16 protein-coding genes and 1 pseudogene are annotated in these 18,413 nt (G+C 65.9%); 11 read left to right on the top strand and 6 right to left on the bottom strand.

Annotation, left to right across the window (positions count from 1 at the left end; genetic code table 11):
• Positions 1-1,476 (top strand): hypothetical protein, encoded by a 1,476-nt coding sequence (locus MWN34_RS10045; RefSeq protein ID WP_247028921.1) that lies wholly within the window; start codon positions 1-3, stop codon positions 1,474-1,476.
• 12 nt (positions 1,477-1,488) lie between these two features.
• Here MWN34_RS10045 and MWN34_RS10040 read toward each other — a convergent pair whose 3' ends face one another.
• Positions 1,489-2,289 (bottom strand): inositol monophosphatase family protein, encoded by an 801-nt coding sequence (locus MWN34_RS10040; RefSeq protein WP_247028920.1) that lies wholly within the window; start codon positions 2,287-2,289, stop codon positions 1,489-1,491.
• Positions 2,290-2,628: 339 nt separating this feature from the next.
• Between MWN34_RS10040 and MWN34_RS10035 the strand changes: the two genes are divergently transcribed.
• The 10 genes and pseudogenes from MWN34_RS10035 (at position 2,629) to MWN34_RS09990 (ending at position 12,949) form a co-directional block, all read left to right on the top strand.
• Complete coding sequence (locus MWN34_RS10035; protein WP_247028919.1) at positions 2,629-3,978, top strand: ABC transporter substrate-binding protein; 1,350 nt, start codon at positions 2,629-2,631, stop codon at positions 3,976-3,978.
• Positions 3,979-4,104: 126 nt separating this feature from the next.
• A complete protein-coding gene (locus MWN34_RS10030) occupies positions 4,105-4,656 on the top strand; it encodes an SIS domain-containing protein (protein ID WP_247028918.1) in 552 nt (183 codons plus the stop codon).
• Between the two features lie 40 nt (positions 4,657-4,696).
• A complete protein-coding gene (locus MWN34_RS10025) occupies positions 4,697-5,599 on the top strand; it encodes a carbohydrate ABC transporter permease (protein ID WP_247028916.1) in 903 nt (300 codons plus the stop codon).
• Positions 5,599-6,417, top strand: coding sequence for a carbohydrate ABC transporter permease (locus MWN34_RS10020; protein WP_247028915.1), 819 nt, complete (start codon positions 5,599-5,601; stop codon positions 6,415-6,417). Before MWN34_RS10025 ends, MWN34_RS10020 begins: the two co-directional genes overlap by 1 nt.
• Positions 6,414-7,328: a sugar phosphate isomerase/epimerase family protein gene (locus MWN34_RS10015; RefSeq protein ID WP_247028914.1), complete on the top strand. Its 915-nt coding sequence runs from the start codon at positions 6,414-6,416 to the stop codon at positions 7,326-7,328. Before MWN34_RS10020 ends, MWN34_RS10015 begins: the two co-directional genes overlap by 4 nt.
• A 13-nt stretch (positions 7,329-7,341) precedes the next feature.
• Positions 7,342-8,313, top strand: a complete 972-nt coding sequence (locus tag MWN34_RS10010; RefSeq protein WP_247028912.1) for a sugar-binding transcriptional regulator — start codon at positions 7,342-7,344, stop codon at positions 8,311-8,313.
• Positions 8,314-8,382: 69 nt separating this feature from the next.
• The gene (locus MWN34_RS10005) at positions 8,383-9,465 is read left to right on the top strand and encodes an ABC transporter ATP-binding protein (protein WP_247028911.1); all 1,083 of its coding nucleotides are present in this window, start codon (positions 8,383-8,385) and stop codon (positions 9,463-9,465) included.
• 35 nt (positions 9,466-9,500) lie between these two features.
• A complete protein-coding gene (locus MWN34_RS10000; RefSeq protein ID WP_247028909.1) occupies positions 9,501-10,538 on the top strand; it encodes an NAD(P)-dependent alcohol dehydrogenase in 1,038 nt (345 codons plus the stop codon).
• A 75-nt stretch (positions 10,539-10,613) separates the two neighbouring features.
• A complete protein-coding gene (locus MWN34_RS09995; RefSeq protein ID WP_247028907.1) occupies positions 10,614-11,342 on the top strand; it encodes an SDR family oxidoreductase in 729 nt (242 codons plus the stop codon).
• Between the two features lie 3 nt (positions 11,343-11,345).
• Positions 11,346-12,949 (top strand): annotated as a pseudogene (locus MWN34_RS09990) (FGGY-family carbohydrate kinase).
• A 72-nt stretch (positions 12,950-13,021) separates the two neighbouring features.
• Here the strand turns inward: MWN34_RS09990 and MWN34_RS09985 are convergent.
• From MWN34_RS09985 to MWN34_RS09965, 5 genes are all read right to left on the bottom strand, one after another.
• Positions 13,022-13,666, bottom strand: coding sequence for a dihydroxyacetone kinase family protein (locus MWN34_RS09985; RefSeq protein WP_247028906.1), 645 nt, complete (start codon positions 13,664-13,666; stop codon positions 13,022-13,024).
• A gap of 8 nt (positions 13,667-13,674) precedes the next feature.
• Positions 13,675-14,679 (bottom strand): dihydroxyacetone kinase subunit DhaK, encoded by a 1,005-nt coding sequence (locus MWN34_RS09980; protein WP_247028904.1) that lies wholly within the window; start codon positions 14,677-14,679, stop codon positions 13,675-13,677.
• Between the two features lie 19 nt (positions 14,680-14,698).
• Positions 14,699-15,724: an ABC transporter permease gene (locus MWN34_RS09975; protein WP_247028903.1), complete on the bottom strand. Its 1,026-nt coding sequence runs from the start codon at positions 15,722-15,724 to the stop codon at positions 14,699-14,701.
• Positions 15,721-17,286 carry a sugar ABC transporter ATP-binding protein gene (locus MWN34_RS09970; protein WP_247028902.1) on the bottom strand — a complete coding sequence of 522 codons (1,566 nt, stop codon included), beginning with the start codon at positions 17,284-17,286 and terminating at the stop codon, positions 15,721-15,723. The genes MWN34_RS09975 and MWN34_RS09970 overlap by 4 nt, the downstream gene beginning before the upstream one ends.
• A 92-nt stretch (positions 17,287-17,378) precedes the next feature.
• Positions 17,379-18,392: a substrate-binding domain-containing protein gene (locus MWN34_RS09965; protein WP_247028901.1), complete on the bottom strand. Its 1,014-nt coding sequence runs from the start codon at positions 18,390-18,392 to the stop codon at positions 17,379-17,381.
• Positions 18,393-18,413: the final 21 nt, after the last annotated feature.

The following is an 18,413-nucleotide window of genomic DNA, read 5'->3' as shown; positions in this document are numbered from 1 at the left end:
ATGACAGACCGCCTGACCGCGGGATTTCTGGCGCTTGCCCTGCTGGGCCCGGTCGGGGCGGCACAGGCGCAGACGCCGTCTTTCGCCACGACCGGCTTCATCGAATCCCTTGCGCTGACCACGCCGGGCGATCCCCTAAGCGCGGGCACGATGGTGGTTTCCAACCAGCCGATCCTGCTGCCGCGCAATCTCATGGTGACGATGCCCGGACGCTACATGACGGTTCAGGACCTGTTCCGCGGGCCGACCGGCGGCGCCGTGGGAACGGCCAGCGGGCTCGCTTTGCTCGATGCGACCCCACCCAAAGTGCCATTCGAGGCGGAGGTGATCGGCAACATCGCCAATGGCCAATATGTCGCCGGCGTCGTGCGCATCTCGCAGGGCGCCCTGCATGCCGGGGCCGGCTTTATCCAGTCCATCGACGCTGCGACCGGGGAACTGCGGGTCGGCGCGCATGGCCGGACCGACGGCGCGCGGGTTCGGCTCAATGACGAAACCGGGATCTATGGCCTGCGCAACGGGGAGGGAGCCAAGGCCGCCATCGTGCTCGACCGCCGCTTCGCCCTCGATCCGGAGAACAGCCCCATCCACGCTCAGACCGGTTTTCCGGTCTGCGTCGCGAGGCCGGGCGGCGGCGATGCCGCATGCCCGGCGGGCAACCGACCGGGCGGCGTGGTCGGACTGCGCTTCACTTGCGGGCCGATTCCGGCCGCGGCGGATGCGCCGCCGGTTCCGGGCTGCGATCCTCGGCGGCCGGCACCGCTGCGCGTCGGGGATTACGTGACCTATCAGGGTATCTTGGTGCCGGATGGCGCGAACAGCTTCCTTATCGCCGCCTATGCGCTGGCCGCCGAATTGGGCATCTACACTTCCCCGCAGGCCGAGCCGGTCTATCTCGCCATCGAGGAGGCGATCCAGGGCACCAAGGGCGAGGCTTTCGGCGATATCCCGCAGGAGGAAACCACCCGTTTCCGCATCGTCGGCTTCACCACCGATCCGAGCCGCAAGGTCGAGGTCCGCATCGTCGACAGCGGTCGCAGTCCGCGCGACGCCAGCGGAAACGAGCTCGGAACCTCCTTCACCACCGGAACCGGCCTCAGCCCTTCCAACGGCCCCCAGCTCGGCCGGTTCCGCAATACCTGGCCGGCCAAGGATGACGCACGGGCGGTACGGCGCGATGTGCTGGCGCTGGTGGTCGGCAGCAGCTACCAGTCTCTGCCCAACGGCCTGATTTCGGGCCGATATACCGCGCCAATGAACGAATACATCTATCCCGAGCCCACGAGCTTCGGCATCCGGGGTTTTCCCGTTCCGGTCCCGTTCGAGAATTTCTGCTTCCTGCAGAATGGCGGGGGCACGATGGAGACCGACGGCGGAACGGTAACCCTCGGCCGGCTCGATCCATTTCCAGATTCGGGCCATCCGCTGTCGCAGCCGGTCGGCACGGGCGCGGCACGCGCCTGCGACGGGCAGTGAGGCCTTCCCGCCTCAGCCCGGCTCGCCACTCAGGCGCTTCAGATCGGCGATGACGCGCTCATTGCCGGCCCAGAGGCGGCCGGGGCGGTGCAGGTCGCCGGAAAATTCGGCCCGGCCGCCGGCCTCGCGGATGATCGCCATGGCGGCCCAGCAGTCCCAGCTGCTGATATGGGGATCGTAATAGCCGGCGAGCCGGTTGGCGGCGACATAGGAGAGCATCAGCGCCCCGGATCCGACCCGGAACAGCACGCCGCCCTCGCGATACAATCCGGCGACAAAGGCTGCCGTTTCCTCGACGGTTGCCTTCTGCGTGGCGCCGAAACCGACATTGGTCGAGGCCAGCGTCCAGTCGGGATTCACCCGCAATGCCGCGCCGTTCAGCGTCGCCCCGCCGCCTTCCACGGCGGAGTAGAGTTCGCGCAGGACAGGCGCGTAGACGACGCCGGCCACCGGCTGCTCGTTCCGCCCGATGGCGATGGAGACGCACCAGTTCGGCTGTCCGACCAGGAACGGCATGGTCCCGTCGATGGGATCGAGCACCCAGACATAGCCCGAGCGGCCGGCGACCGGCACATCCTCCTCCCCGACGATGGCATCCTCGGGAAACTGCCGGCGGATCGCGCGGCGCAGCAAGGCCTCGACGGTGCGGTCGGCCTGGCTGACGAGGTCCTGCGAGGAGGTCTTGACGTCGGTCACGAGAGTTTCGCGGTGAACGAAGAAGGTGCGTGCCTTACGGCCGGCGGCCCTCGCGAGATCCTCGGCAAAGGCCCGTCGCTGCTTCAGCGGGTCGTCCGCGGTGAGGCCTGCCGACATCGAGAGTCTCCCCAATCTTTTCCGGTCGCGCCCGAGCGACGAAATCGGATCACATTCCTGCTGGCTATGCCATTGCAAATTCCAAAATACAAATGTATCGATGTGAACACAAAAAGAGGGCTACACCTTCTTAAGTCACTGATCCTTCATCCGCTTCGGACGACGGGGTGGGTCTGCGTGGTCATGTGCCGCGGCTTGTTTGCCCGGCAGGTGGATCCGCTCCCGATCGCGAAGGCATCAGGCAAATGTGGTCCTCAACCGTTTGGGAGGGGCGGCTTCTTGCCGTCTCGGGGGTCGATGTCGTCCAGGCGCGGACGCTCGACATGCAAGGAGGAACGAATGAAGCGCTTCCTGAAACATTGCGTCAGTGCGTTTGCCCTTGCGGCAGCGACGCTGGCGGTGCCGGCGGCCGCCTCGGCCGACTGGCTCGCCGAGGCGGCCAAGCCCCTGAAGGGCACCGAGATCAGCGGCATCTTCCTCGATCGGCCGGGCTACCGCGCCATCATCAAACTCCTCCCGGAGTTCGAGAAGCGCACCGGCATCAAGGTGAATTACGAGATCGTGCCCTATGAGAACACCCGCGAGAAGGAAGTGCTGAACTTCACCTCGCGCGGCGACCTCACCATGGCGCTCGTGGACCTCGTCTGGATCGGCGAATTCGCCGAGAATGGCTGGCTGGTGCCGGTGAGCGAGCTCGCCAAGGACAAGGCGACCACCGATCCGAACCTCAATCTCGACGGCTTCTTCCCGCTGCTGCTGAACGCGTTCGGCACCTGGGGCGGCACCGTCTACGGCCTGCCCTTCGACAATTATTCCGGCCTGCTGTTCTACAATGCGTGCAAGCTCAAGGAAGCGGGCTTCGACAAGCCGCCGGCGACCTGGGAGGAGTTTGCCACTGCCTATGCTCCCAAGCTGACGGACGCCTCCAAGAACCAGTATGCCTATGCGCTGCAGTCGCTGCGTGGCGAGACCCAGTCCGCCGACAGCTTCATGCGCTTCCTGTGGCCCTTCGGCGGCTCGCTGCTCAACAAGGACTTCAAGTCCAACCTGATGAGCGAAGGCAGCCAGACCGGCCTCAAGTTCCGCCAGGACATGCTGAAGTACATGCCGCCGGGCGTCGTCTCCTTCGACCACGCCGAGGCGGTGAACGCTCTGGCGCAGGGCCAGGTGGCGATGATCACCGAGTGGTCGGCGTTCTACAACACGCTGGTCGATCCCGCGACCTCCAAGCTCGGCGACTGCCTCGCCGTCGCCCCCGAGCCCGCCGGCCCTGCCGGTCGTCTGCCCGCGCTAGGCGGCTTCTCGCTCGCCGTCGCCTCGCAGGCGAGCCCTGAGCAGCAGAAGGCGACCTGGCTCTTCATCCAGTGGGCAACCTCGGAAGAGATCGCCAAGGCGTATGTCGAGGCCGGCGGTGTTTCGGGTCGCATGGCGGTCTACAAGGATCCGGACATCAAGGCGAAGTACAAGTTCGTCGAGCCGATGGTCGCGTCCTGGGAGAAGGGTGTGCCGGAGTATCGTCCCCGCTTCCCCGCCTGGCCCGCGATCTCCGAGGTCGTCGCCGAGTGGGGTTCCAAGATCGAACTGGGTCAGGTCTCTCCCGAGGTGGGCTCCAAGGAGATCGGCACCCGCATGGAAGCCATCCTGCAGAAGGAAGGCTATTACGACGGCAAGAAGAAGCTCCTCCAGTGAGCTGAGAGCGAAGCGTGCCGCCGGTCCTCAGGGGCTGGCGGCGAGCCTTCGGACAATGGCTCGCGCTTATGCGAGCCTTTCGGGTCGGTCCGGGGCCGGTCCCGCCATCATTCTGGATGATTGGACATGTCGGTTTTGTTCGGACGGGCTCTGGATGAACTCCGGGGCTGCCTCGACAAGGTGCGTGGCAGCGATCTCGACGCCGCCATCGACGAGATCGCCAAGGCGGATCGGATCGCGCTGCACGGCGTCGGGCGCGAGGGCCTGCAGATCAAGGGCCTCGCGATGCGGCTCTTCCATCTCGGCCTGAAGTCGTCCGTCGTCGGCGACATGACGACGCCGCCGGTCGGTCCCGGAGACCTGCTCATCGTCTCGGCCGGACCGGGCAATTTCGCGACCATCTCCGCACTGATGGGTGTCGCCCGCACGGCAGGGGCCCGCACTCTGCTGGTCACGGCAGAACCCACGGGGGGAGCGGCCAGGCTCGCCGACACCGTGCTCGTCGTGCCGGCGCAGACCATGGCGAGCGATCAGGGGGCGTCGACCTCCGTGCTGCCCATGGGCTCGCTCTATGAGGGTGCGCTCTACGTGTTGTTCGAAGTGCTGATCCTCAATCTGCGGGAACGTCTCGGAGTTTCGGCCGCCGCCATGCGGGCGAACCACACCAATCTTGAATGACCGGCGCGCTCTGCGTCACATCGGGGGAGAGCCAACCGTCATGAGGGAAACGACCGTGAAACCCAACCGGGGTTACGGGCGCTGGACTCCGTTCTGGTTCCTGGCGCCGGCCGTGCTGACGCTCTTCGTCATCGGCATCTATCCGACCATCTTCGCGCTGGTCACCTCGTTCCGCCAGTACAACATCGCCCGGCCGCGCGAGGGCTTTCCCTTCGTCGGTTTCGACAACTACATCAACGTCCTTTCCGACAGTACCTTCTGGGCCTCGCTCCTGCTGACCGCGCGGTTCTACATCACCGTGCTGCCGATCCAGCTTGTGCTCGGCCTCATCATCGCGCTGCTGCTCCACAAGCCCGGGCTGGGCCTCCTGAAATCGCTGGCGCGCGTGGTGCTGGTTGTGCCGCTCGCCACCACCTATGCGGTGGTCGGCCTGATCGGCCGCCTGATCTTCAACCGGGAATTCGGGGTCGCCAACCAGTTCCTCGATGTCGTCGGCATCGGCGGGATCGACTGGCTCGGCTCGCAGGGTGGGGCGTTCGCCGCCATCGTCATCATGGATGTATGGCAGTGGACGCCGTTCTGCGCCCTCATCCTGCTCGCCGGCCTGTCCATGGTGCCGGGCGAGATCGAGGAAGCGGCGCGGCTGGAGACCCGTTCCAAGCTGGCGATGCTGCGCTACGTGCAGCTGCCGTTCCTGCTGCCGAGCCTCACCGCCATCCTCATCATGCGCTCGGCGGACGTGCTGAAGCTGTTCGACATGGTGTTCGTCATGACCCGCGGCGGACCCGGCTCGGCGACCGACCTCGTGTCGATCTACATCCAGCGTGTCGGGTTCCGCATCTTCGACCTCGGGACGGCTTCTGCCCAGGCGATCCTGCTGCTGATCCTCACCATCCTGATCAGCCGTCTCTACATCCGCGTGCTCTACCGGGAGGTCAACTGATGCGCAGCAAGTCGGGAATCCTCCTTCACGCGATCGGTCTGGTCCTGATCATCGCGTTCTCGCTGTTCCCCTTCTACTGGATGGTCTCGTCGAGCTTCAAAACCCAGGCGCAGATCCTCGCATCCCCGCCGCAGTGGTTCTTCACGCCGACGCTGCAGAACTATGCCGACATCTTCGCCGACGCGAAGGTGGTCAACGCGATCATCAATTCGCTGATCGTCGCCACCTCGACGACGCTGCTGGCGGTCGCTCTGGGAACGCCGGCGGCCTTCGCGCTCGCCCGGTATGAATTCAAGGGCAAGTCGGACCTGTGGTTCTGGTTCATCTCGAACCGCATGACGAGCCCCATCGTGCTGGCGCTGCCGGTCTATCTGATCGCGATGTATGCGAACCTGCTCGATACCCATATCGTGCTGATCCTGATCTATCTCACCTTCAACGTTCCGATCGTGGTGTGGATCGTCACCGACCAGTTCAAGTCGATCCCGCCGGATCTCGAACAGGCGGCGCGGCTCGACGGGGCGGACCAGTTCACCATCTTCCGCAAGATCTACCTGCCGCTCGGCGCCCCGGGCATTGCCGTGTCGGCGATCTTCTCCTTCATCTTCTCGTGGAACGAGCTGCTCTATGCGCTGGTGCTGACCCGCCGCAACGTGCAGACGGCGCCCGTGGTCGCGACCTCCTTCATGTCCGGCTATGAGCTGCCCTGGGGCAAGATCATGGCGACGGGCACGGTCATCGTTTTGCCGGTCACCATCTTCGCGCTCATCGTCTCCCGCCACATGGTGCGCGGCCTGACCATGGGAGCGACCAAGTGACGGAGGCGCGCGAACCCATCCGCTTCGGCATCAACCTGTCCTTCTGCGTGAAGCGCTGGGTGACGCCGGAGCTCTGGGCGCCTCTGGTCCGCGAGCGGCTGGGTCTCGAGCTCGTGCAGCTGAGCTACGACCTCATCGACCCGATGTGGCCGGATGAGGTGCTGGATCGCCATGCGAACGCCATACGCCGTGCCGCGGCGGAGAACGGCATCACCGTGCACAGCGCCTTCATCGGCCTGGCGCACTACACCTACAACCAGCTGCTCCACCCCGATCCGGCCGTGCGCGATTATGCGGAAGGCTGGCTCGGCCGCGCCTATCGCGTGGCGGCTCTCGCCGGCATTCTCGAGGTCGGCGGCCCGCTCGGCGCCATCGCCTCCCGTCCCGATGGTGCCGAGTCCGAGGCGCTCGACGCGCGTGACTACGACGATCTCGTCGCCCGGATGCTGCGCCTGGCGGAACGAGCGAAGGTGGAAGGCTTGACCGGGCTCTATGTCGAGCCGACGCCGCTGCGCCGGGAATGGCCATGGACCGTCGACCAGGCGCGCGGCATGATGACGGATGTCGCCGGCAGCGCAGTGCCGTGGCGCTATTGCGTCGACTGGGGCCATGGAACCTTCGAGCCTCTCTACGGGCCCGATCACGGCGCAATGGAACCGTGGTTCACCGGCCTCTCCGACGTGATCACGGCCGTCCACATCCAGCAGACCGATTTCGCCTTTGACCGGCATTGGGATTTCACGGTTCCCGGCCGCGTCGATGCCGAGGCCGCCGCAGCGATGCTGCGGCGTACCGGGCTCGCCCGCTGGCCGGTTTTTCTCGAGGTCTTCTATCCCTTCGAGCAGGACGACATTTCGATCCTGAAGGCGGTGGAAGCCTCGGCCCAGCTCCTCAAGCGCAGCTTCGCCTGAGCGGGAGATGGCCATGACCTACAGCCACGATGCGCCGAACGTCTTCTCCGCCCAGGAGCTGGATGCCGCGCAGGTGCGTGCGCGGGTGGCGTGGCTGTATTTCGTCGGGGGCCTTACCCAGCAGGAGATCGCCGACAAGCTTGGCATCACCCGGCTGAAGGTAAACAAGGTGTTGGGGCAGGTGCGGTCGGAGGGCTCGGTCGTCATCGACATCCGCCTGCCGCTCGCCGAATGCGTCAATCTCGAACATCGGCTCGTCGAGCGCTACGGGTTGTCCGAGGCGTGCGTGGTGCCGAGCCTGGCGGATGTCGCCGAGCAGCAGCGCGTCATCGGAGAGGCGGCCGGGTCGATGTTCGATCGCCTGCTGCGCCCTGGCATGGGTGTCGGCGTTGGGCTCGGCACCACGCTGGTGGCCGGGCTGAAGCGCATCACACCCCGTACGCTGGCTGATACCTGGGTATGCTCGCTGATGGGCGGACTTACCCGCGGTTCGGGATCGAGCACCTTCGAGGTCGCCACCGGCTACGCGCGCGCCATCGGGGCGGAGTGCTACTACTTCGCCGCCCCGCTCTATTTCCCGACGCCCGAGAGCCGGGAGGCACTGCTCGCCCATCACGGCATCCGCGAGACCATGAACCGTGCGAGCTCGGTCGATGCGGTCCTGCTGTCGAGCGGCGACATGAGTCCGCTCTCGCTGCTGGTGAAGACCCAGACCGTTTCGCAGAATCTCGACGGCCTGCGTGCCGCCGGCGCGGTGGGCGATCTGCTGGGTGTGTTCCTGGATGCGGACGGCCGCCCGGTGGATCATCCCCTGAACGAGCGTGTGCTGGCGCTGTCGCCGGCGCAGGTTCGCTCCATCCCCTGCTCGATCCTCGCTTCCGGCGGCATGCACAAGGTGCCGGTGGTGCGCGCGATCCTCCGGGGAGGCTATGTGAAACGACTGGTGACGGACGAGAGCTGCGCCGCGGCGCTGCTCGAACGATGAGTTTGACGCTCCACACCCGCGCCCCTCTGGTGCGGATGTGGCGATCCTTGATTTAGGAGCTTGGGCCCGATGAGCTTTTTGCAGCTGGACACCATCAAGAAGACCTATGGCGATGTGAGCGTCATCAAGGGGGTCAGCTTTGCCGCGGCGAAGGGCGAGTTCGTGGTCTTCGTCGGTCCGTCGGGCTGCGGAAAATCCACGCTGCTGCGGATGATCGCCGGGCTCGAGGACGTCACCGAGGGACATCTCTATATCGACGGCAAGGACGTGACCTATGAGGAGCCCGCCAAGCGCGAGCTTTCCATGGTGTTCCAGTCCTATGCGCTCTACCCGCATATGAGCGTGTTCGAGAACATGGCGTTCGGCCTGCGCATGGCGAAGGTGCCGGAGGCCGAGATCAAGACGCGAGTGACGGAAGCCGCGCGCATCCTCCATCTAGAGCCGTTGCTCGACCGCAAGCCGCGCGCGCTTTCCGGCGGCCAGCGCCAGCGCGTGGCGATTGGCCGCTCGATCGTGCGCCACCCCAAGATCTTCCTGTTCGATGAGCCGCTGTCGAATCTCGACGCGGAGCTGCGGACCCAAATGCGGGTCGAGATCGCCAAGCTGCATCGCGACCTCGGCACCACCATGGTCTATGTCACGCACGATCAGGTCGAGGCGATGACGTTGGCCGACCGCATCGTGGTGCTGCGGGCCGGGCTGGTGGAGCAGATCGGAACACCGACCGAGCTGTATGACCGGCCGGCCAACACCTTCGTCGCCGGCTTCATCGGCTCGCCCAAGATGAACTTCATCAAGGCCAGCGTCACCGGCGTCGGCTCTGGCTCGCTCACGCTCGCCAACCCTTCTTTCGTCGGCGGCACGCTGTCGGTCGAGACGGTGAGCACCGGTCGCGTCAAGGCCGGCGACACCGTCATCGTAGGCTTGCGTCCGGAGCATCTCGAGCTCAACGCGGCCCAGCCGCTCTTGTCCCTCACGCTGGATTTCGCCGAAAATCTCGGTGGCGCCACCCAGCTCTACAGCCGCAGCGAAGGCGACATCGTCGCCATCGTCGTCCACGGTCGCCCCGATGTGAAGCCGGGCGACACGCTGCGTGTCGGCATCGAGGGTCGCCATATCTATCTCTTCGACGCCAATGGCCTTGCCCTCTGACCGGGCGCCGGCATCTCTCAACAGGACATAGACCCGTGATTGCACTGGTTCTGGAAAAGAAGGGCGAACTCGCCCTGCGTGACATCGAGCTGCCGACCGAGGTCGGCCCGGATGACGTGAAGATCTCCATTCACACGGTCGGCGTCTGCGGCTCCGACGTGCACTACTATACCCATGGTGCCATCGGCTCCTTCGTGGTCCGCGAACCGATGGTTCTCGGCCACGAGGCCGCTGGCACCGTGGTCGCGGTCGGCTCGAATGTGAAGAACCTCAAGATCGGCGACCGGGTCTGCATGGAGCCGGGGGTGCCGAACATGAATTCGCGCGCCACCAAGCTCGGCATCTACAATGTCGATCCCGACGTGCAGTTCTGGGCGACCCCGCCGGTGCACGGCGTGCTGACGCCCGAGGTGGTGCACCCTGCCGCCTTCACCTACAAGCTGCCGAACAACGTCTCCTTCGCCGAGGGCGCGATGGTCGAGCCCTTCGCGGTCGGGCTGCAGGCCGCGACGCGTGCCCATATCACGCCCGGCGATGTCGCCATCGTGATCGGCTGCGGCCCCATCGGCATCATGACAGCGCTCGCCGCTCTCGCCGGTGGCTGCGCGCGTGTCTACATCTCCGACCTCTCGGCCCCCAAGTTGGCCATCGCCGGCCAGTATCCCGGCGTGATCCCGGTGAACATCACCGAGAAGAAGCTTGCCGACGTCATTGCGGCCGAGACGGATGGCTGGGGTGCCGACGTGATCTTCGAGGCAAGCGGCAGCCCCCGCGCTTATGACGGCATCTTCAACCTTTTGCGCCCTGGCGGCACGCTTGTGCTGGTCGGCCTGCCGGTCGAGCCCGTGAATTTCGACGTGCCGGCCTCCATCATCAAGGAAGCCCGCATCGAGACCGTGTTCCGCTATGCGAACAATTTCGACCGTGCGGTGAATCTCATCGCGTCCGGCAAGGTCGATCTGAAGCCGCTGATCTCGGAAACCTTCGATTTCGCGCAGAGCATCGAGGCGTTCGACCGCGCGGCCAAGGGCCTGCCCACAGATGTGAAACTGCAGATCCGCATGCCGGACTGAGGTCTGCCGGACTGAAGGCTGCCGGCGGCGCTTGCGAGCGCCGCCGGGCGGTCATTCGAGGATTGAGGACAGAACATGGGTAACAGGCTTGAGGGCAAGGTAGCGGCCATAACGGGCGCAGCCTCCGGCATCGGGCTCGAATGCGCGCGCGCCATGATCGGGGAAGGTGCCAGCGTGGTGCTGGTCGACCGCGCGGCCGATGCTCTGGAGGCGGCGGTGGCCGATCTCGGCGGCGCGGCGAGCCCGCTCGTTGTCGACCTCACCGATCCGGCGAGCGTGGCATCGATGATGCCGGCGATCCTGGAACGGCACGGCCGGCTCGACATCTTCCACGCCAATGCGGGCGCCTATATCGGCGGCGATGTCGTCACGGCCGATCCGGACGTTTGGGACCGCGTGCTGAACCTGAACGTCAACGCCGCCTTCCGCTCGGTGCAGGCGGTGCTGCCGCACATGGTGGAGCGCAAGACCGGCGACGTGATCTTCACTTCCTCCATTGCCGGGGTGGTTCCTGTGGTGTGGGAGCCGGTCTACACCGCATCCAAGTTCGCGGTGCAGGCCTTCGTCCACACCGTGCGCCGGCAGGTGGCGAAGCATGGCGTGCGCGTCGGCGCCGTGTTGCCCGGGCCGGTGGTGACGGCGCTCATCAAGGACTGGCCGAAGGCAAAGCTCGACGAGGCGCTGGAAGCGGGTGCATTGATGCAGCCGCAGGAGGTTGCCGATTCGGTGGTCTTCATGCTGACGCGGCCGCGCAACGTTACCATTCGCGACCTCGTCATCCTTCCGAACGGGACGGATCTCTAGACCATGAGCACTTGCTTCGCCGGCATCGACGTGGGGACGGGCAGCGTCCGCGCGGGCATCTTCGACGAGAGCGGCACGCTGCTGGCGGTCGCCAAGCGGCCGATCACCTTGTGGAAGGAGCCCGGCGAGATCGTCGAACAGTCCAGCGACGAGATCTGGCGCTGCATCGGCGAAAGCGTGCGCGAGGCGGTGGCGACGGCAGGTGTTGCTCCGGGGGACATCGCGGGCGTCGGTTTCGATGCCACCTGCTCGCTAGTGGTTCTTGGCGAAGGCGGCATGCCGCTGCCGGTGGGCGCGCATGGCGACGCCAATCGCAACATCATGGTGTGGATGGATCATCGCGCCACCGGGCAGGCCGAACGCATCAATGCCCTCGGCAGTCCGGTGCTCGACTATGTCGGGGGCACCATTTCGCCGGAGATGGAGACGCCGAAGCTGCTCTGGCTGAGCGAGAACCTGCCGGCGACCTTCGCAAAAGCCTGGCAGTTTCTCGACCTCACCGACTTCCTCACCTGGAAGGCGACGGGCTCATTGGCGCGCTCGGTCTGCACCGTGACCGGCAAGTGGACCTACCTCGCTCATGAACAGCGGTGGGACGGCGATTATTTTCGCAAGATCGGCCTCGGGGTACTTGCGGACGAGAATTTCACGCGCATCGGCACCGAAGTGACTTCAGCCGGCAGCCCGCTCGGAACGGGGCTGACGCAGCAGGCGGCTTCCGAACTCGGCCTCTTGGCGGGTACCCCCGTCGGTACCGGTCTCATCGACGCTCACGCCGGCGGACTCGGCACGGTCGGGGCCCGCGGCGGTGAGGGCGATGTCCTGAACCGGCTGGCCTATGTGTTCGGCACCTCGGCCTGTGCCATGCTGACCACGCGCGAGCCGGTGTTCATCAAGGGCGTGTGGGGGCCTTATTTCTCCGCCATGGTGCCGGGCTATTGGCTGAACGAAGGTGGGCAGTCGGGAGCCGGTGCGGCGATCGACCGGCTGGTCGACATGCATCCCGCCCGCCCCCGAGCGGGCGAGTTGGCGTGTGCGGATGGCCTCAGCCTCACCGGCTGGCTGTCGAAGCAGGCCGAAGCCAAGGGCGGTGCGGAGGCCATCGCACGCCTCGTCGGCACCATCCATGTGGTGCCGGAATTCCTTGGCAACCGCGCCCCTTCGCCGATCCTCATGCCCGCGGCATCATTGCCGGGCTCGGCATGGAGGACGGGCTGGACGACCTTGTCGGGCTTTACATGGCGGGCCTTGCGGGCCTCGGCTATGGCCTGCGCCAGATCCTGTCCGCGCAGGCAGCAAAGGGTGCGCCGAGCGCAACGGTGGTGGTCAGCGGTGGCGCCGGGCAGAGCCCGCTGGTGCGTCAGGTGCTGGCGGATGCGACGGGCGTGAATGTTGCGGCGACGACCTCGCCCGAGCCAGTTTTGCTCGGGTCGGCGATCCTTGGTGCGGTGGCGGCGGGCCGGTTCACGGATGTCGAGGCGGCCATGGCTGCGATGTCCGAACTCGGCATCACCTACCGCCCGGCGGCGGCGACGCGCGCGTGGCATGACAAGAGGTTCGCGGCCTTCGAGACGCTTCAGGCGGCCTATCGCGTCATTCGCGACTGAGGCGAGGCGCACCACGAAAAAGGCCGGCCTCGCAATCGGGGCCGGCCTTTTTTATTCCCGATACTCAGCTGCTCAGGTCCTACCGGCCACCGTGTCGCGCATGGTCTGGATCAGTAGCACGGCGACCGTGGCACCGGCATCCTGCAGTCCGACCGTCTTCGCCTGGAAGGCAGCGGCCTTGCCATGCTGCGCCTGCATCGACTTGGTTGCCTCCAGCGCCTCCTCGGCGGCGGTGGCGGCATCCCTGAGTGCGGTGTCCAGTGTCGTGCCGGACGCTGCTGAGACTTCCAGCGAACGGGCCATGGGGTCGAGAACGTCGAGGATGGTCTTGTCACCGAGCTTGGCCTTGCCGCGCTCCGCCACGCCGTCGGCGAAAGCACGCCAGAGCGCGGCGGCCTCGGCGGTGCCGATGGCGTCCTTGCCCTCCAGCGCCTTGCTGCCGCGCAGGAAGCCGGTCGCGGTCAGCGTACCCATGGTCGAGGGTGCGGTCTTCGCCATGATCACGCCGGCGCTGCGCAGCAGCTTCGAGATGCCCGCGCCGGCGCCTTCCGCCGTGACGGTCTCGGCCGCGGCGGCGAAGGACTTGCTCATGGTGATGCCGAGATCGCTGTCGCCGACCTTGCCGTCGAGCGCGATCAGGAACTCGCGCTGCTCGGCGAACATGGCGCGCCAGGCGTCGAACAGGGCGATGAGGTCGGCAGCGTTCAGACGGTCCATGGCACGCCTCACAGCTTCACGTGCTGGAAGAAGGGCGTATTGGCCGGCGCGTCGATCAGGCGGTCGAGCTCCTCGTCGAGGGTCAGCACCGAGATCGAGGCGCCCGCCATCTCCATCGCGGTGGCATATTCGCCGATGAAGACATGTCTGGCCGTGGCGCCGCGCTCCTCCAGAAGCTGGGAAACGCGACGGAACAGGATGTAGAGCTCTTCCTTCGGCGTCCCGCCAAGACCGTTCACCAGAACCGCGACCTGCGAACCGACGCCGAGATCCTGTTCGGCGAAGATCCGCTCCATCATCTCGTCCACCACGGCATCGGCCGGGGCGAGCTTCTTGCGGCTGATGCCGGGCTCGCCATGGATGCCCATGCCGATTTCCATCTCGTCCTCGCCGATCGAGAAGGTGGCATGACCGACTTCCGGTACCACGCAGCTCGACAGGGCGACGCCGATGGTGCGGGTGCCGAGACGGGCCTTGTCGGCTATACGGGCGACCTCGTCGAGCGGAAGGCCCTCGGCGGCCGCGGCGCCGGCCGCCTTGAACAGGAAGAAGATGCCGGCAACGCCGCGGCGCTTGTGCTCCTCGCCGACGATGGACGAGGCCGCGTCGTCATTGCCGACAACCTGTTTCACCTGGATGCCGTCGAGATCGGCGAGTTCGGCAGCCATGTCGAAATTGATGATGTCGCCGGTATAGTTTCCGTAGATGTAGAGGACGCCCGCGCCCTTATCGATCGCTTTGGTGACTTCGTACATCTGCTCGGCGCTCGGCGACTGGAACACGCCGCCCACGGCCGCGCCGTCCAGCATGCCGTCGCCGACATAGCCGAGAAAGACCGGCAGGTGGCCCGAGCCGCCGCCTGTGGCGATACCGACCTTGCCCGCCGTCGGGCGCGCGGTCACCATGCAACGCCGGTCTCCGGCAGCATAGGTGAGCTGCTTCGGGTGGGCCCGATAGATGCCGTCCAGCATTTCATCGACGAAATCGACGGGATCGTTGAGAAACTTCTTCATTTCACGTGTCTCCGAAAGCTCAGCTTTTCTTCTGCGCGGTCACGAAGAAGGCGGCGGCGAGCAGGATGAAGCTGCCGACGACAACGCGCTGCCAGGTGCTGGGAATGCCGACCATGACCAGCACGCTGTTGACCACCACCACCAGCAACACGCCGAGAAGGGTGCCCAGCACGGTGCCGGTGCCGCCGGTGATGCGGGCGCCGCCCAGCACCACGGCGGCGATGACGTTGATCTCCGTTCCGACGAGATCGAACGGGTTCGACTGCCGGTTGGCGCAGGTGTGGATGATGCCGGCCAGACCGGCCAAGGCGCCGGCATACGCGAACAGGAAGATATGGACCGTACGCAGATTGTAGCCGAGCCGTCCCGCGACGCTTGCGTTGCCACCCACGGCGAAGATCGCGCGGCCCATAAGCGTTCGGTTGAGAATCCACCAGGTCAGCAGGGCAGCGATCGGCAGCACGAGGAAATACATCGGCAGCGTGATCGTGCGCCCGTCGGCGGAATCGAACTGCAGCAGCGGCATCCGGCCGAACGCGCCCATCTGCGGGGGCAGCGACATGATCCAGACCGTGCCGATGAAGGACAGCAGGAAGCCGCGGAAGAGATATTGCGTGCCGATGGTGACGATCAGCGAGGGCACGCGCAGATTGTGCACCAGTAGTCCGTTGATGGTGCCGAGCAGCGCGCCGCCCGCCATCGCCATCAGGATGATCGCCGGCATCGGGATCCAGGGGGCGTGTTTCGAGACGAGCAGCGTCAGCGAATACATGGTGAAGGCGGCGATCGCGGTGAAGGACACGTCGATGCCGCCGGCCGCGAGGATGATGAACACGCCGAGCGCAAACAGGCCCATCACCACGCTGGCACGGCCGATGTCGATGAGCGAGGACGGCTGCAGGAAGGCCGGATTGACGACAGAGACGATGACGCAGATCGCCATCAGCAGCAGGAAGGTGATGACTTCCGGCCGGCGGCGCACCAGTTCACGCAGGCTGAAGCCGCCGCGTGTGCCGGGTGCCGTCTCCAGCTCCACCGAGCTCATTGGGCATTCTCCGTCTTGGAAGCCAGCATTGCCTGGTAGAGCTGGTCCTCATTGGTGGCGAGGGCATCAAATTCGGCAACGATGCGCCCTGCATTCATCACCAGGATGCGGTCGCAGTTCTGCAGGAGCTCGGGGAGGTCGTCGCTGACGATGACGAGCCCCATCCCGGCCTCGGCCAGCGTCTGGATCACGCGATAGATCGTGTCCTTGGACCCGACATCGACGCCCACGGTCGGCCCGTGCAGCACAAGCAGCTTCGGCAGGATCGAGAGCCAGCGGCCGATCAGCACGCGCTGCTGGTTGCCGCCGGAGAGCGCACCGACCGGAAGGTCGAGGTCGCGCGTGTTGAGCCGCATGTCCTGCGAGATCTTCGCCGAAAGGGCGCGGCCCTTCTCCTTGTCGACAATGCCGAGCGCGTTGCAGAGCTTGCGCACGACGAGGGCGATCTCGTTCTCGAAGATCGACTTGTCGAGGAACAGGCCTTCGGCCAGCCGGTCCTCCGGCACATAGCCGATGCCGTTCGCGATGGCCTGCGCCGGGTGGCGGATCCGCCGGTCGGTACCCTCGAGGCTGAGCGTACCGCTCGCGGCCGGGCTCACGCCGGCAATCGCCATCGCCAGCTCGTTGCGTCCGGAATCCGCGAGGCCGGTAATGCCGAGAACCTCGCCGGTCCGCACCGAGAAGCTGATCTCCTCGAAAGCCGGCCGGCGGGTGAAGTTGCGGACGTGGAACAGCTCGGCGGCGCCCGGCTTAGCCGAGCGGTAGCGCCCGGCGTCGATTTCGCGGCCGGTCATCAGCTCGGCGAGCTGCTTCTTGCTGTAGTTGGCGATCGGTCCCTGGGCCACGCACTGGCCGTCGCGGAAGACAATGGCGTGGCCGCCGATGCGGTAGCACTCGTCCAGCTTGTGGGTGACGAAGAGCACCGCGACGCCTTCCGAGCGCAGCCGGGCGACGACGGCGATCAGATTGTCGACCTCGCGGCGGGTGAGCGAGGTGGTGGGTTCGTCCATGATGACCATCTTCGCCCGCGTGGCGATGGCGCGCGCAATGGCGACGAGCTGGCGCTGGGCGAGAGGCAGGTCGGAGACGATCGTGGCAAGGAAGGCCCGGTCGTCCGGCAGGCCGACGGCCCGCAGGGCCGTGGCGGCGGTTTCCCGCAGCCGGGTGGTGTTGAACAGCCGGGCGAGCGATCCGCCGGAATGCACCAACTGCTCGTTCAGCGCGACATTCTCCGCGACCGAGAGGTTCGGCAGCAGGGACAGGTCCTGGTAGACGGTCTCGATTCCCGCGGCCAAAGATTGGATAGAGGTGAGCGAGCGGAACGAATGACCTTCGAGGATGATCTCCCCCTCGTCCGGCACCAGCGCTCCGGACATCACCTTGATGACCGTGCTCTTGCCGCAGCCATTCTCGCCCAGCAGGTGATAGGCCTCGCCCGGCTCGATGGAAAAGCTGACGCCACGCAGGGCATGCACGCCGCCGAACCGCTTGTGGATCTGGCGCAGCTCAAGGAAGGCCTTCGCGCCGGCGGGCGCGCTGTCGATGCTGGAGTGGGGTGACACGCGGGTCCCTTTCGGCCGGACGGCGGATCAGGCGGCGATGCGCCGCGAGGCCGGAGGCCGTTCAGCCTCCGGCCCGACGTTTCAGGTTGTGATCAGAACAGCCGGTCCTTGTAGGTCGACTTGTCGACCAGCACCATGCCGTTGCCGATGACGAGCACGCCGTCGCCAGCGCCCTTGGTGATCTTCACCTTCTCATAGCCGGGCACGCCGAGATCCATGCCGTCCTTCAGCTCCTTCTTGTTGACGAGGAGCTTGGCGACCGCATTCATCGCCATGCCGGCATATTTGGGATCCCAGAACCCGATCGCGGTGATGGCGCCGGATTCCAGCAGGTCAGCCGAGGGGTTCGGCAGGCCGGTGCCGACCAGGCACACCTTGCCGGAGAGGCCGGCTTCGTCGATGGCGCGGCCGACGCCGAGCACGTCATTGCCCGCCGAAGTCTGGAAGCCCCGGATGTCCGGGTGCTTGCGCAGGATTTCCTTGGCCTTCTCATAGGTCCCGTTGGCGTCGTCGAACGACTCGTTGTTCGGGTCGACGAGCTGCATGTCGGGGTGATTGGCCTTGGCATTGGCTTCGCCGGCGCCGACCCACTGCATATGGGTCCGGCTGCCGAGCGAGCCCACGAACGTGGTCCACTTGCCCTTGCCGCTCATGCACTGCGCGAGACGCTCGTTCAGCGCCTTGCCGTAATCGGCGTTGTCGAAGGCCTCGATGTCGGCCTGCGTGTTCTTCTGGTTGTCCGCCTCGTGGGTCACCACGACGACGCCACGATCCATGGCGCGCTTCAGCGTGCCCTCGAGCACGGAAGGATCCATCGGCACGACGGCGAGGGCGTTCACGCCCTTGGCGATGAGGTCCTGCACGATCTGGAGCTGCTGCGCGGCATCGGCGGTGGCAGGGCCGTACTGCGTGGCGACGACGTCCGGATTGTCCTTTTGGAACTGCTTGACGCCGGTTTCCATGCGGTCGAACCACGGAATGCCCGAGATCTTGACCACCGTCGCGATGACCGGCTTGTCGGCCGCCATCAGGGCACCGGCCGAGCCGACCGCGACCGCAGCGGCGATGAGCGAGCCGGCAAGAACCTTCTTGGACTTCACTCCCATGACTTCCTCCACTGGAAATTC

Source organism: Ancylobacter crimeensis, from assembly GCF_023016805.1.
Classification (GTDB): domain Bacteria; phylum Pseudomonadota; class Alphaproteobacteria; order Rhizobiales; family Xanthobacteraceae; genus Ancylobacter; species Ancylobacter crimeensis.
The sequence above is the reverse complement of the archived record's forward strand: the minus strand, read 5'-3'. Positions and strand labels throughout refer to the sequence as shown.

Bases quoted from the DNA above. Each gene is read 5' to 3' on its own strand.
- MWN34_RS10020 (WP_247028915.1), top strand. From the start codon at position 5,599: ATGCGCAGCAAGTCGGGAATCCTCCTTCACGCGATCGGTCTGGTCCTG.
- MWN34_RS09985 (WP_247028906.1), bottom strand. From the start codon at position 13,666: ATGGACCGTCTGAACGCTGCCGACCTCATCGCCCTGTTCGACGCCTGG.
- MWN34_RS09995 (WP_247028907.1), top strand. From the start codon at position 10,614: ATGGGTAACAGGCTTGAGGGCAAGGTAGCGGCCATAACGGGCGCAGCC.
- MWN34_RS09975 (WP_247028903.1), bottom strand. From the start codon at position 15,724: ATGAGCTCGGTGGAGCTGGAGACGGCACCCGGCACACGCGGCGGCTTC.
- MWN34_RS10005 (WP_247028911.1), top strand. From the start codon at position 8,383: ATGAGCTTTTTGCAGCTGGACACCATCAAGAAGACCTATGGCGATGTG.
- MWN34_RS10040 (WP_247028920.1), bottom strand. From the start codon at position 2,289: ATGTCGGCAGGCCTCACCGCGGACGACCCGCTGAAGCAGCGACGGGCC.
- MWN34_RS10035 (WP_247028919.1), top strand. From the start codon at position 2,629: ATGAAGCGCTTCCTGAAACATTGCGTCAGTGCGTTTGCCCTTGCGGCA.
- MWN34_RS09965 (WP_247028901.1), bottom strand. From the start codon at position 18,392: ATGGGAGTGAAGTCCAAGAAGGTTCTTGCCGGCTCGCTCATCGCCGCT.
- MWN34_RS10025 (WP_247028916.1), top strand. From the start codon at position 4,697: ATGAGGGAAACGACCGTGAAACCCAACCGGGGTTACGGGCGCTGGACT.
- MWN34_RS09980 (WP_247028904.1), bottom strand. From the start codon at position 14,679: ATGAAGAAGTTTCTCAACGATCCCGTCGATTTCGTCGATGAAATGCTG.
- MWN34_RS10010 (WP_247028912.1), top strand. From the start codon at position 7,342: ATGACCTACAGCCACGATGCGCCGAACGTCTTCTCCGCCCAGGAGCTG.
- MWN34_RS10030 (WP_247028918.1), top strand. From the start codon at position 4,105: ATGTCGGTTTTGTTCGGACGGGCTCTGGATGAACTCCGGGGCTGCCTC.
- MWN34_RS10045 (WP_247028921.1), top strand. From the start codon at position 1: ATGACAGACCGCCTGACCGCGGGATTTCTGGCGCTTGCCCTGCTGGGC.